This is a genomic window from Streptomyces sp. RGM 3693, assembly GCF_050471125.1.
Classification (GTDB): Bacteria; Actinomycetota; Actinomycetes; order Streptomycetales; family Streptomycetaceae; genus Streptomyces.
The window spans coordinates 1,851,134-1,863,931 of sequence record NZ_JBMPPQ010000001.1 but is presented as its reverse complement, the minus strand read 5'-3'; the positions used below and the strand labels follow the sequence as shown (position 1 = coordinate 1,863,931).

At 67.4% G+C, this 12,798-nt stretch carries 11 protein-coding genes, 1 tRNA gene and 2 pseudogenes; 9 read left to right on the top strand and 5 right to left on the bottom strand.

Going from position 1 to position 12,798, the window contains the following annotated elements:
* Positions 1-6 precede the first annotated feature (6 nt).
* Together ACO0M4_RS07920 and ACO0M4_RS07915 are read left to right on the top strand one after the other, a co-directional pair.
* Positions 7-873: an alpha/beta fold hydrolase gene (locus tag ACO0M4_RS07920; protein WP_430369035.1), complete on the top strand. Its 867-nt coding sequence runs from the start codon at positions 7-9 to the stop codon at positions 871-873.
* A gap of 120 nt (positions 874-993) precedes the next feature.
* Positions 994-2,171 (top strand): IS3 family transposase gene (locus ACO0M4_RS07915; protein WP_430369034.1). Its coding sequence is split into 2 segments (ribosomal slippage): positions 994-1,261 and positions 1,261-2,171, totalling 1,179 coding nucleotides; the frame shifts between segments, so codons are not numbered across the junction.
* A gap of 136 nt (positions 2,172-2,307) precedes the next feature.
* Here the strand turns inward: ACO0M4_RS07915 and ACO0M4_RS07910 are convergent.
* Positions 2,308-2,490, bottom strand: a complete 183-nt coding sequence (locus tag ACO0M4_RS07910; protein WP_430369033.1) for a hypothetical protein — start codon at positions 2,488-2,490, stop codon at positions 2,308-2,310.
* Positions 2,491-2,671: 181 nt separating this feature from the next.
* Entirely contained in the window at positions 2,672-4,015 is a 1,344-nt protein-coding gene (locus ACO0M4_RS07905; protein ID WP_430369032.1) for an endonuclease domain-containing protein, read from the bottom strand.
* A gap of 304 nt (positions 4,016-4,319) precedes the next feature.
* Here ACO0M4_RS07905 and ACO0M4_RS07900 point away from each other — a divergent pair, with 304 nt between their 5' ends.
* Entirely contained in the window at positions 4,320-4,517 is a 198-nt protein-coding gene (locus ACO0M4_RS07900) for a hypothetical protein (RefSeq protein WP_430369031.1), read from the top strand.
* A 31-nt stretch (positions 4,518-4,548) separates the two neighbouring features.
* Positions 4,549-5,351: pseudogene (locus ACO0M4_RS07895) on the top strand (winged helix-turn-helix domain-containing protein); the annotation flags it as partial.
* A gap of 283 nt (positions 5,352-5,634) precedes the next feature.
* On the opposite strand, the gene ACO0M4_RS07890 reads toward ACO0M4_RS07895, so the two are convergent.
* Positions 5,635-5,925 carry a hypothetical protein gene (locus ACO0M4_RS07890; RefSeq protein ID WP_430369030.1) on the bottom strand — a complete coding sequence of 97 codons (291 nt, stop codon included), beginning with the start codon at positions 5,923-5,925 and terminating at the stop codon, positions 5,635-5,637.
* 41 nt (positions 5,926-5,966) lie between these two features.
* On the opposite strand from ACO0M4_RS07890, the gene ltrA reads away from it, so the two are divergent.
* From ltrA to ACO0M4_RS07875, 3 genes and pseudogenes are all read left to right on the top strand, one after another.
* Positions 5,967-7,397, top strand: a complete 1,431-nt coding sequence (gene ltrA, locus ACO0M4_RS07885; protein WP_430369029.1) for a group II intron reverse transcriptase/maturase — start codon at positions 5,967-5,969, stop codon at positions 7,395-7,397.
* A gap of 133 nt (positions 7,398-7,530) precedes the next feature.
* Positions 7,531-7,809 (top strand): annotated as a pseudogene (locus ACO0M4_RS07880) (transposase); the annotation flags it as partial.
* A gap of 264 nt (positions 7,810-8,073) precedes the next feature.
* On the top strand, positions 8,074-8,865 hold the full coding sequence (locus ACO0M4_RS07875) for an IS5 family transposase (protein WP_430369028.1): 792 nt from the start codon (positions 8,074-8,076) through the stop codon (positions 8,863-8,865).
* On the opposite strand, the gene ACO0M4_RS07870 is transcribed toward ACO0M4_RS07875, so the two are convergent.
* Positions 8,822-9,358 carry a hypothetical protein gene (locus tag ACO0M4_RS07870; protein WP_430369027.1) on the bottom strand — a complete coding sequence of 179 codons (537 nt, stop codon included), beginning with the start codon at positions 9,356-9,358 and terminating at the stop codon, positions 8,822-8,824. The two genes, ACO0M4_RS07875 and ACO0M4_RS07870, sit on opposite strands and share 44 nt — an antisense overlap.
* Positions 9,359-9,483: 125 nt before the next feature.
* Here ACO0M4_RS07870 and ACO0M4_RS07865 point away from each other — a divergent pair, with 125 nt between their 5' ends.
* Complete coding sequence (locus ACO0M4_RS07865) at positions 9,484-10,476, top strand: TRM11 family SAM-dependent methyltransferase (RefSeq protein ID WP_430369026.1); 993 nt, start codon at positions 9,484-9,486, stop codon at positions 10,474-10,476.
* A 312-nt stretch (positions 10,477-10,788) separates the two neighbouring features.
* The gene (locus tag ACO0M4_RS07860) at positions 10,789-12,474 is read left to right on the top strand and encodes a recombinase family protein (RefSeq protein ID WP_430369025.1); all 1,686 of its coding nucleotides are present in this window, start codon (positions 10,789-10,791) and stop codon (positions 12,472-12,474) included.
* Here ACO0M4_RS07860 and ACO0M4_RS07855 read toward each other — a convergent pair.
* Positions 12,439-12,523: transfer RNA gene (locus ACO0M4_RS07855), tRNA-Leu, on the bottom strand. The two genes, ACO0M4_RS07860 and ACO0M4_RS07855, sit on opposite strands and share 36 nt — an antisense overlap.
* Positions 12,524-12,798: the final 275 nt, after the last annotated feature.

Genomic DNA, 12,798 nt, shown 5'->3' with positions numbered 1-12,798 from the left:
CGACCAGTGGACTCGATCTACCGCAGTGCGACGGGCGAAGAGCTCATCCGACGCTGGTGCCTCGACCGGCTCGCCGCATGGCCGGTGCCTCATAAACACAAGACGGTGACCGCCAAGGGCGCACAGACCCACGTGGTCCTCGCCGGCTCCGGCGCGGCAACGGTCGTGTTCGTCCCGGGCACCAACTTCAACGCCGCCGCGTCCCTGCCGCTGGCCACGGCCCTGGTCGCCACCGGCTACCGGGTCCTGCTGGTGGACGTCCCGGGCCAGCCCGGTCTCAGTTCCGGCGAACGCGGTCTGTCCGGCGGCCAGTTGGCCTGGTATGGGGCGTGGCTGAGCGAGGTGATCGAGAAGATCTCCTCCGAGCCGGTAGCGGTGATGGGCCACTCTTTCGGCGCCGCCATTGCTCTGTCCAGCGACTCTCCCCGGATCGACCGGCTCGTCCTGGTTTCGCCCGGTGGACTGACCAGGCTGAGGTTGACCCCCACTGTGCTGGTCGCCTCGGCCGCCTGGTTCCTGCGGCCCGCACCGACGCACAGCGCCCGGCTCCTGCGCGCCATGCTCGCGCCTGGCCACCCACCCCGCGAGGAATTGGTGGACTGGATGACGCTGGTCGCCCAGCACGCGCGCTCCAGCGGGGCACCCGGCGCTGCCATCCTGCCCGCGCGGTCAATTCCCCGTCTCGTCGTCACCGGAGAGCACGACGTCTTCCTCCCTCCGCGGCGGCTCCGCCCGGCAGTGCGCGGCACACTCGGCGCCGAGCTGGGTGTGGTCCCTGAAGCTGGGCACCTCGTGGTCGAAGAGCGCCCCGAATACCTGTCCGCCTTGCTGGAGAGTCCGGGCCGGTCTACCTCCGACGCCCCCGCGGTGTAGCCGACCTCCAGGACCCGGGCCCACACACCAGGCCACTCCTATCGCTCCCCAAGTCGTAAGCCCTTGATCGTGGACACCCTGATCATTGGATCGTGAAGATCCATAGGACAGGAGTTTCCGTTGGGGACGTCGAAGTACTCGCCTGAGTTTCGGGCCGATGCTGTCGCGCTGTACCGGGCGAGTCCCGGTGGGACGTACGCGTCGGTGGCCAAGGACATGGGTGTCAACCACGAGACGCTCCGCACGTGGGTGCGGGATGCAGAGCAGGCCGCCCGGCTCGGGGCGGGCGAGGCCAGCGCGATGGAGAAGGAGAACCGGCAGCTGCGGGCGCGGGTGAAGGAGCTCGAGCTCGAGCGGGAGATACTGCGGAGGGCCGCGAAGTATTTTGCGGCCGAGACCAGCTGGTGAGCCGCTTCCAGTTCGTTGACGATCACCGTGATGCCTTCGGCGTCAAGCGGCTGTGCCGGATGCTGAACCTCTCCCGTTCCGGGTTCTACCGGTGGCTCGCCGGCGCGGACGCGCGGGCCAAGCGGGCCCGGGCGGATGCCGCTCTGGCGGAGCGGATCGCCGAGATTCACACCGAGTCTGACGGCACCTACGGGGCCCCGCGTGTCACCGCCGAGCTGAGTGAGGCGGGAGTGCACGTCAATCACAAGCGCGTAGCCCGCGTCATGCGTGCCTGGGGCATCGTCGGCTTCCACCTGCGCAAGAAGGTCCGCACCACGATCCCCGAGCCGTCGGCGACGCCGGTGCCGGACTTGCTGCGACGCGACTTCACCGCGGCCGAACCGAACACGAAGTACGTGGGGGACATAACCTATCTCCCCATCGGTAATGGCCAATTCCTGTATTTGGCCACGGTGTTGGACTTGTGGTCGAAGCGGCTGGTGGGCTGGTCGATCGCCGATCACATGCGCACCGGGCTGGTCATCGACGCGCTCAAGGCCGCGGCCGCGGCCCGGGGTGCCGGCGGCCTGAGCGGAGCGATCTTCCACAGCGACAACGGAACTCAGTACGCCTCGAAGGAGTTCGCCCAGGTCTGCATGGACCTCGGTGTGATCAGGTCGCGCGGTGCGGTGGGCACGAGCGCGGACAACGCCGCCGCTGAATCGTTCAACGCGACCATGAAACGCGAGACGCTTCAGGGCAAGAAACGCTGGTCAGGAGCGAGTGAAGCCCGGCTCGCGGTGTTCCGGTGGGTCACCCGTTACAACACCAGGAGAAGGCACTCCAGCATCGGTCAGATCAGTCCGATCGCCTTCGAACAACGATCAGTTACGCTGACCACCGCCGCATGACAACCGGTGTCCACGGTCCAGGGTCAAGCCCCGCTTCCCCCTCCTTTCCGGGAGTTACCACTCTGCGGGTACGTGGTACATCGCTCGTCCGAGTGAACGCCCGTGGCGTGACACGCGGTCGCCAGCTGCGGGTCCGTCAGGCGAAGGCCAGGGAGAGGAGTGCGGCCGCAGCCATGACTGGAACCTCGGCGGCGGTGCTGGCAGTCTCCTTGGCCACGGTCCAGGCCGGGCGGCGGTGTTCGACGGCTTGGTCCAGCACAGTGTGGTCGATGAGCCCTACATGCCGTGCGGGGAGCGGATCGGCGACTTTCACGAACACCGCAAGGACGGTGGTGATCCCGAGAGTGGCGGCCGTTGCCGTGGCGGTCTGGCACACACTGGAGCGGCCTTTGGACGCATGCATGACTCTGCTGCACATTTCGCTGGGGCGTGCGGGGCGACCGTGTCGGGGGCCAGCAGCTGCGAGGTGACGTGGGGGTGTCAGGTCTCCCGGTGCTCGCTCAGAACAGTGCTAGGCCCTCGCCGCTGGTGTCCGCGATGACTGGCCGGAACTGGGCAGGGAGGCCGTCCAGGCGGTCAGGACCGGCCGCAGCGGCCACGGCAGGGGCCGTCTCGGCCAACCAGACACGAAACCGCTCGGCGGCTTCGCGGTAGGGGACTTGTGCCAGGACACGGTGCTCGCCGGAGGGGCAGAAATCGACTGAGACAGTGAGCAGGCAGGAACGGGGCGCGTTCTGACTGCCCGTCCAGGACACGCGCAGGACACCGCAGGGCTTGCGCCCGCGCGGGGCGCGGTGGGTCGGGCGCAGCGATCGGCAGGCTATGTGGGCGGTCCATGCAGCGAGGTGCGGCAGGGGCAAGGTGGTGCGTGCCCGGCAGCCGGGGCAGCGGTGCCAGTGGCGGAGCCAGTCGTCAGTGTCGGTGTGGAAGAGGCGTGTGTAGCGGTTCGCCACGCGGATGTCGTTGCTGTACAGGTGGTCGGGGCGTTCCTGTGTGTTGCAGGACTGGCATACGGGGGCACGGACGTAGCCGTGTTCGTGGCAGTGGTCGAGGACTGCGGCGGGCGCAGCGCGGCAGACGGCACACGCCCATCCGGCCACCCTGTGGGAGATACCGGGCTTCCTGCCGAGCACCGAGTACAGCTGGCCTTCCAGCTCTCCGTTGTACGGGCGCAGTGAGGCGGTGGGGTGCTCGGGGCTCGTCGTCTGCCGACCGCCGGCGTCTGGGGCCTGCCGGGGGTGGGAGGGCGGCTCGGTGACAGCTGCGCTTGCCTGGCAGGTCCGCGCGGCTTGCACCCACCGCGTTTCGGCGTGCTCGGCCGCGTCCAGCAGCCTGACCACAGCGCGCGGCAGCCACCACGTCCGCTGCGTCCCGTCGCGAGTCTGCTCCACGAGTATCTGACGCCAGTCGATCCCCGCCAGATGGTACGGCCGGCCGACTTCACCTCGTGCTGCCCGCTCGGGGCCGCCCAGCTCCTGCAGTTCCCCCGTGATGCGCTGGCGCCAACGCAGCGGCGCTTCCTCGTTGCACTCCTGCCTCGACGCCCCACGAAACGGACCGATGCGGACCAGGTCCCGCCGATCCATCCCCACCGCGTTCAGTTCCGCAGCCGCCCGGCGCACCTCACCCTCCGGAACACTCCACTGACCGCCGCTCACCCTCACCGTCGCCACCACATGGCCACCGAGCAGGACGTACCCCACCCGGGCACGGGCAGGAGAGCAGGTGAATGCCCCAGAAGCCGTCGGCACAGCGCTGTCGGCCGTCAAATCGACCCACAAAGCGTCCGCGACACCGAGGGTGATCAGCTGGTCCGTGCGACCGGGCATGACACGCTCTGACATACCGACAGGCTAACGGCCCACAACGCGGCAACGGGGCCCAAGCGCCTCGGTCAGCCGGGCCACCGCCCGCAACTCCTCATTCCTGAGTATCTGGTTTGTCAACGCCTCCCGTGCCCGCAGCCTCACCAACAGAACGTCAAGAACCGGGCAAGTCGACCTCGCACATCAGCGGTCCCCGAGCCCAGACGAATTGACCAACAGAGTCATGCATGTGGTCGGGAGTGTCATGAATCAGGTGGGCACTTGCTCAGAAAGGACCCCTGATGGACACGGGAACGGTCACCTGATCGAGGAAGCTGACGGCGTGTCGGTTGCACTGCTGGGCTACGGCGTTGACGGTGCCGGTGTGGCATCGAAGACAACGGCGGCGAGCCGCCAAGCGGCGGCCGCTCACGGGCTGAGCCCGAAGCTGATGGACGAACTGGCCGAGCTCGCCGCCGACAAGGTCCGCGACGGCGGACTGCAATTACTGACCTTGAAGACGGGTTGTCGTAGGGGCTGACGATCGGTGATCGTCGCGGTATGCCGGGTGTATGAGGTATCCGCAGGGTGGGGGTCTGAGCGCGGAGAGGCAAGCGTTTCGCGAGCGGGTCCGGATGGAAGCAGTCGCGATGTTCGCCGAGGGGCGGGGCAGTTCCGATGTCGCGAAGGAGTTACGGGTCAGCGTCCGGTCGGCCCAGCGGTGGCGGCAAGCCTGGAGGGCTGCCGGTCAAAACGGGGTTCGTTCCCGCGGCCCGGCGTCCCGGCCGAAGCTGAGTGATGCGCTGTTCGCCGCGCTCGAGGAGGAGCTGGCCAAAGGCCCGGTCGCGCATGGCTGGCCGGATCAGAGATGGACGTTGGCCAGGATCAGGACTCTGATCGGCCGACGGTTCCACAAGTCCATGACGCTGTCGGGTGTTTCCCAGATGCTGCGGCGGCATGGCTGGAGTCATCAGGTTCCGGCCCGTCGTGCTGTCGAGCGCGACGAGGCGGCGGTGGCTGGCTGGGTGAAGGACGTGTGGCCGCACGTGGAACCACCGCGGCGGCGCTCGGGGCCTGGATCGTCTTCGAGGATGAAGCCGGATTCTCGATGACGCCGCCGACCTCACGGACCTGGAGCAAACGCGGCAGCACACCGGTCATCCGGGTCCGCGGACGCTCCCAGCGCCGCTTCTCCATCGCCGCCCTTTGCTGCTACAAACCCGGTGAACGCTCCCGCCTCGTCTACCGGCCCAAGCGACATGCCGATCACAAGACCGGAGGCCGCAAGAGCTTCGCCTGGACCGAGTACCGAGACCTTCTCATCGCCGCCCACCGGCAGCTCGGCGGACCCATCGTCCTCATCTGGGACAACTTGAAGTGCGCCACGAGGCGCTACGGAATCGAGTGGAGGTGAAAGGACTCCACCGCCGGGTGGTCGCAGCCGCTCGGTGAAGCTGGGGGCAGTCGCCACGTGGGAACGCAGGTGGCGGCGGGAAGCAGCCCCGACAACGTACGGGACGGGTCGGCACTGTCAGACGGTCCGGGTCCGGCAAGCAGCGAGGAGAAGGTGTACGAGAGGAACCGCTGTCTGACGCCCCGTAAGTGTCCCGCTCGGCTCAAACCTGACGGATATGGGCCGGGTTGCAGCGCGTGAACTGTCACTCGTCGGGGTGGCGTTCAACTCCGAAGCCGGTTTTTAGGTCCGGTGGGGAGGCCATGTCGAAAGCCTGCGGCGTAGGCATGGCGAGGCTGTCGGGGTAGAGGTGGGCACCTCCCTCCTTGATCGATTCTGTGGTGAACGTGGGAACCGCCTGCGGTTGCCCTTCCCGCCGGACAGCCAGTTCGGAGGCGGGCAGGTCCGTTGCCAACTGATGGCCGTTGGGCGGGGCGGAGGTCTCGTAGTAGTCCGAGCGCGCGAGAGGCGCGTACACGGCGAAGGAGACCAGCAAGTCAGCAGTGGACGTACTGGAAAGTCAGGAGGCTGTCGCCGGTGAATACCGACGAACTTGACTCCGTTCTGTTCGGAGCGGAGCGCAGGGTACTGAAGATCCAGACCAAGCTGCACTGTTGGGCCCGTGATGACCCTCATCGCAGGTTCGATGATCTGTTCAACCTCGTTGCCGATCCTGCGTTCCTTCTGGTGGCGTGGGATCGGGTGCGGGGCAACAAGGGAGCACGCACGGCCGGAGTGGACGGGCGCACGGCCCGTTCCATCGAGGCCGGGCAGGGCGTCGTGGACTTCCTCGACGGGCTGCGGTCGCAGGTCAAGGGCCGCAGTTTCTGCCCGCTGCCGGTGCGGGAACGGATGATCCCGAAGGCGGGCGGCAAATTGCGCCGCCTGGGGATCTCCACCATTGCCGACCGAGTGGTGCAGGCTTCTTTGAAGCTGGTGCTGGAGCCGATCTTCGAAGCGGATTTCTACCCGTGTTCCTACGGGTTCCGCCCGAATCGTCGTGCTCACGACGCCGTGGCTGAGGTGCGCTACTTCGCGTCCCGCTCCTACAAGTGGGTCGTCGAGGGCGACATCACGGCATGCTTCGACGAGATCTCGCACACGGCCCTGATGGACCGGGTGCGGGAACGAATCGGAGACAAGCGCGTCCTGGCACTGGGGAAGGCGTTCCTCAAAGCAGGCATCCTCAGCGAGAACCGCATGCTGCGAGACAACCGCGCCGGAACCCCGCAGGGTTCGATCCTTTCGCCGCTGCTGAGCAACGTAGCCCTGACGGTCCTGGACGAGCACATCGCTCAAGGACCCGGCGGACCCGCCTCAAGCCAGACGGAGAGAGCCAAGCGCCGTCGCCACCGCCTGCCCAACTACCGGCTCGTCCGCTACGCGGACGACTGGTGCTTGATGGTGTCGGGCACGAACGACGACGCCGAAGCCCTCCGGGAAGAGATCGCAGAAGTCCTGTCCGGGATGGGCCTGCGCCTGTCACCGGAGAAGACCCTGATCACCCACATCGACAAGGGCCTCGACTTTCTCGGCTGGCGCATCCAGCGCCACCGGAAGCGGGGCAGCAACCGGCACTTCATCTACACCTATCCGTCGGGCAACGCCGTCAAGGCCATGACGGGCAAGGTCAGGACGATGTGCCGGACGACGGATACGAGCCAGCCGCTCGATGCCCTGCTGCGTCAGCTCAATCCGGCGCTCAAGGGCTGGTGCGTCTACTTCCGGCCCGGCGTGTCCAGCGCGACCTTCTCCTACCTGAGCTTCTACACGTGGCGTCAGGTTGGGAGCTGGTTACGCCGAAAGCACCGCCGAGCCACCTGGAAGGACCTCAGGCACCGCTACTGCGACGTCGGATGGTGGCCGGCCTCGGAGGAACGACAGCTGTTCAACCCGGCGAAGGTGACCACCACGCGTTACCGCTACCGGGGAACAGTTATCCCGACTCCGTGGCCGAGCCTGGAATGAGGACAACACACAGGTCCTGAACAGGGCTTGTGGAGCGCCCGGTGCTCGGAAACGGGCACGCCGGGTGCGGGAAGCGGTCTGGGGAAACGGGCTGGTCGATGAGACCGGAACCGCGCCCCGGATCGACTTCACCGTCCACAAAGACCGCCGAATGCGTGCCTTCATCGACGCCCAGGACTGGATCACGGCCTACCACCTACCGCCCTACACACCCGACCTCAACCCCGTGGAAGGCATCTGGTCAATCCTCCGCCGGACCACCCAGGCCAACACCGCCTTCACCGACCCGAGCCACCTCATACACCGACTCCGACACGGCCTCCGCCAGATTCAATACCGCAGCAACATCATCGATGGATGCCTCACCGGAACAGGGCTCACACTGACGACACCACGACTACAAACTCAGTAGCTGTTGTCTTTTCGATCTTGAGCAGTGCTGGTCGAACTCGGGTTCCCGGTTGGGTGATCCTGCCGTGGCGAGAGCATGAAGGTAGGGCCTCCTGAACAGCTCGTGGGTGTCGAATCCATAGAGCATCAGGAGGCCCCGGTGCCGCAGTCTTCCGTGTCGTTGGCCGGGCAGTCCAACTCGGCTGCTCTGTCGTGTGATTGCCTCGCGCACGTGTACGGCAACGCGGCTGACCGATCCGAGCGGCGGCGCCGGTATCCGACGGACATGACGGACGCGGAGTGGGCGGCCATCCGGCCACTGCTGCCGGTGCCGGGCTGGATGCGTGGCCGGGGCGGTCGGCCAGAGGCGTACTGTCATAGGACGATGCTGGACGCGGTTCGCTATCTCGTGGACAACGGCATCAAGTGGCGCGCGATGCCGGCCGACTTCCCGCCGTGGGACCGTGTGTATGCGTTCTTCCGTCGCTGGCGCGACCACGTGCTGGTCACGGAGTTCCACGACCGGCTGCGGGATCGCCTGCGCGAGACATTGGGCCGGGATGCCGAGCCGACCGCCGGGGTGATCGACTCGCAGTCGGTCAAGGCGGACGCTGTCGTCGGCTCGGACAGTCGCGGCTTTGACGGCGGGAAGCTGATCAACGGGCGCAAGCGGCACGTCGTGGTCGACACGCTCGGGCTTGTGCTCGGCGTGATGGTCACCGCCGCGGACACCGGCGACCGCGCCGCCGCCCAGGTGCTGCTTGAGCAGGTGACCGCCGCGCACCACCGGCTGGCCCTGGTCTGGGCTGACGGCGGCTACACCGGCAGCCTCGTCGAGTACTGCCTGGCCGCGCTGGCCCTGGTGCTGGCGATCGTCAAGCGCAGCGATGACATGCGTGGCTTCGTGGTGTTGCCCAAGCGGTGGATCGTCGAGCGCCTCTTCGCCCACCTGATGCGCACCCGCCGCCTGGTGCGCGACTTCGAGCGGCGCACCACCAGCGCCGAGGCGATGGTCTACTGGTCGATGATCCTGCTCATGACCCGTCGCCTGGCGAGGCCACGCCCTGCGCGAGGGTGAAGCGGCCCGGCGCCGGCTCGGCCAGCCAGCCGCGCGCGACCAGGCGTTTCGCCTTCGACCGTAGTGCCTCCACCCGCGCCGGCACCACGTCCATGCCGAACGCTTGGGTCATCTCCTGGCAGGTCAGCGGCCCTTGGCCGAGCCGGTGCCGGTCCGTGAGAGTCTGCAGGATGCGCTGGTAGTCCACGGACAGCGCCGACCAGGCCAGCCCTTGGTGCCACACCGGCACCTGCGACTTTGCCTTCGCCGCATCCCGGGGCGTCGGCGGCGCGTCCGCATTCTGTGGATCCGGGGTGACCTCCATGCCGGCGATGCTGCCGCCATCCGGAGCCAGCACCGTATCGACCCGCCTGCGGGCGATCACCCACTCCTGCCATTCCACTTCGGCCGCGGCGAGTTCGGCCTGGATGCGGTCGGCCTCCTCACGCAGCCCGTCGACTCGACGGCGAGCGGCGGCCTCTTGCTGTTCCAGCAGTCCGACGACCGACGGCATCCACAACCTCCCAAGGAGCAATGACACGACACGCCACCACTCCCACCGGACCGCCACTGCTATGCCCGACCAGCGAAAACGCCGTCCTCAAGCGCGAAAAGACAACAGCTTCTGAAGGAGACCTCGTGACGTACTCCCAATCGGTGTGGAACACCGCCCCCACCTCCGCCCCAGCCCAACGCAAAAGCCGCTACGTCCCCGGCTCATCAGCCCACCCGGCAAAGATGCACCCCGGCATCGCCGCCCATGCCATCCGCACCTACACCCGCCCCGGTGATCTGGTTCTGGACCCGATGTGCGGCATCGGCACCACGCTTGTCGAAGCCCTCCACCTCGGCCGCAACGCCCTTGGTATCGAATACGAACCGAAGTGGGCCACCCTCGCCTCGCTCAACGCACGCGCTGCTGCGCAAGAGAGTGGTACGGGCACTGGCATCGTCCGCTGCGGAGATGCCCGATGCCTCACCGAGCTCGCTCCCGCCGATGCTTGCGGCGAGGTGGATCTCGTGGTCACCTCACCGCCCTACGGACCGAGCGTCCACGGGCAGGTGCGCTCCTCCCGGGAGACCGGCGAACCCGGGGTGGTCAAGAAGGATTTCCGTTACGGACACGACCGCGCCAACCTTGCCCACGTCTCAACCGTCCACCTCCTTGAGGCGTTCACCGAGATCCTCGCCCAGTGCCGCACGATGCTGCGTCCCGGCGGCACGGTCGTCGTCACCACCCGTCCCTGGCGCGAGCACGGCGAACTTATCGACCTGCCCTCCGCCGTCCTCGCCGCCGGCAAGGCGGCCGGGCTCACACCGTCCGAACGGTGTGTAGCCCTCCTCGCCGGCATCCGCAACAGCCGCCTCATCACCCGCCCGTCGTTCTTCCAGATGAAGAACGTCCGCGACGCCCGCCGACGAGGCATCCCCCTCTCAGTGGTGCAGCACGAGGATGTTTTGATCTTCGCCCGCCCGCTGGGCAACGGGATGCCGTGTTCCAAGAGCAGCACACCGGCTTCCGCAGGCGGCTTCCGCTCCCGGACCTGCACCCCGAGGAGCCAGCCCGATGTCACTGAGGACGCTGTGGGCCGATCTGTGTCTTCGGCTGTCCTGCGGCGGCGGGTTGAGTGATGACGGCGAACCTGTCAAACGACTCGATGGCCCCCGAGGCCACGCCGCGGACACCTCCTACGGCCGCACCTCCCGAGCTAATGGTGCGGCTGCCCGAAGAGCCCCCGGACCTCACCGAGAAGGCAGCTGCAACCCTGCTGCGCTTCGTCCGTGAGGAGTACTACCGGCTGGTAGACGCACCACCGGTTCACAAAAACCCATAAGCCACGTGGGCACGGCGGACGACTGGCCCTCTTCGCAGACTAGGAGGTACCACGGACCACCGTCATCCGCCGTGCCCGCCGCACACCAAGCCCAGAGAGCCAACGACCCATGGTCCACTTCGCTTTCGCCGGACGTTGCTCCACCGAGGACCTCCAAGACCCCGAGACCTCCCGCAACTGGCAGCTCACCCGCGCCCGCGCCCTCATCGAACCCGCCGGGGGCGAGATCGTCACCGAGTACTTCGACGCCGGCCACTCCCGCGCCCTCCCCTGGAAACACCGCCCCCAAGCGGCCGCACTTCTCCAAGCCCTCCGCGACCCACACCGCGGCTTCGACGCTGTCGTGATCGGCGAGCCCCAGCGCACCTTCTACGGCAACCAGTTCGGCAACACCTTCCCCCTCTTCGTCCACTTCGGCGTCCCCCTGTGGGTCCCCGAAGTCGGCGGAGCCATCGACCCCGACAACGAGGCCCACGACCTGGTCATGTCCGTCTTCGGCGGCATGAGCAAAGGCGAACGCAACCGCATCAAGATCCGCGTGCGCACGGCCATGGCGTCCCAAGCCCAGATCGAAGGCCGTTACCTCGGCGGCCGACCCCCCTATGGCTACCGCATCGCCGAAGCGGGCCCCCACCCCAACCCCGCCAAAGCCGCCGACGGCAAACGCCTCCACCGCCTCGAACCCGACCCCGAAACCGCCTGGGTCGTCGTCCGCATCTTCACCGAATACCTCCGCGGGAAGGGCTTCTACGCCATCGCCGAGAGCCTGACCCGCGACGGCATCCCCAGCCCCTCCGGCTACGACCGTGCACGGAACCCGCACCGCGACGGCCACGCCTGGTCCAACGGCGCGGTCCGAGCCATCCTCGCCAACCCCCGCTACACCGGCCACGAGGTGTGGAACAAGCAGCGCAAGGACGAAGTCCTCCTCGACATCGACGACGTCACCCTCGGCCACCGCACCAAGCTCACGTGGAACGTCCCCGACCAGTGGATCTGGTCGGGGCAACCCGTCCATGAACCGCTGATCAGCATGGAGACCTTCACCCGCACCCGGGCCAAGCGCCACGGCCGTCGTCAGCAGCCCGCCGCTGAACGCAGCCCCCGCACCACCTCCCGCCCCTACGCGCTGCGAGGACGCATCCGGTGCTCTTTGTGCGACCGCAAGATACAGGGCACCTTCAACCACGGACACCCTCACTACCGCTGCCGCTATCCGTCCGAATACGCCAAGAGCGGCGCCTTCAACCACCCCTTGAGCGTCTACGTCCGGGAGGCCCTCATCCTGACGCACCTCGACGCCTGGATCACACGCGCATTCGCCCCTGGGCAACTGAAGGCCACTCTGGAAGCCATGCGACAGTCCCAGCGCGCGGCGAACACGCCGCCGCCCGATCACGCGTCGGCCCGCCGAACCATCGCGGAATGCGACCGGCGCCTGACGCAATACCGTGCCGCACTCGACGCCGGGGCCAGCCTGGCCACCGTCGCCACGTGGATCACTCAAACCGAGCTCACCAAGACCACAGCTCAGCAAGAGCTGGCCGCCGCCCAAACCTCACAGCCGGTCATTCTCACCAACGAGCAGATCGACCACATGATCAAAGATCTCGGCGACCTCACCGACCGACTCCTCGCCGCCACACCGGACCGCAAGGCCCCCCTCTACGACGCTTTCGGCCTCGCATTGAAGTACAACGCGAAGAAGCGGGTAGTGACCGTTGAGTCACAACCCGCTTCTTCCGTGTACCTAAGAACGTGTCCGAGGGGGGACTTGAACCCCCACGCCCGATAAAGGGCACTAGCACCTCAAGCTAGCGCGTCTGCCATTCCGCCACCCGGACTCAGGTGCTCTTCGCGGGGCGTTCCCCGCGGCGACATGGACAACAATACCAAGGTTTCGGAGTGGCTTTCACCTGCGTATCCACGCCGGGCATAAGGGGCGCTTATGGGTGTGGGTGACGACGGCGAGAGCGGATCTGGCGAGGCGGCGCGCGAGGAGTGCGGTGAGGTCGAGGGCCTTGGCGTGGGCGTGGGGTGAGCGTCGGTGGTGGGCGGGCGATCATGGCGGCGGGCGGTGAGCGGCCAGCGGTGAGCACGCCCCCCCCCCCGCCGCACC

Excerpts from the sequence above, each read along its gene's own strand:
- ACO0M4_RS07875 (WP_430369028.1), top strand. The coding sequence starts at position 8,074 with ATGACGGACGCGGAGTGGGCGGCCATCCGGCCACTGCTGCCGGTGCCG.
- ACO0M4_RS07860 (WP_430369025.1), top strand. The coding sequence starts at position 10,789 with ATGGTCCACTTCGCTTTCGCCGGACGTTGCTCCACCGAGGACCTCCAA.
- ACO0M4_RS07905 (WP_430369032.1), bottom strand. The coding sequence starts at position 4,015 with ATGTCAGAGCGTGTCATGCCCGGTCGCACGGACCAGCTGATCACCCTC.
- ACO0M4_RS07870 (WP_430369027.1), bottom strand. The coding sequence starts at position 9,358 with ATGCCGTCGGTCGTCGGACTGCTGGAACAGCAAGAGGCCGCCGCTCGC.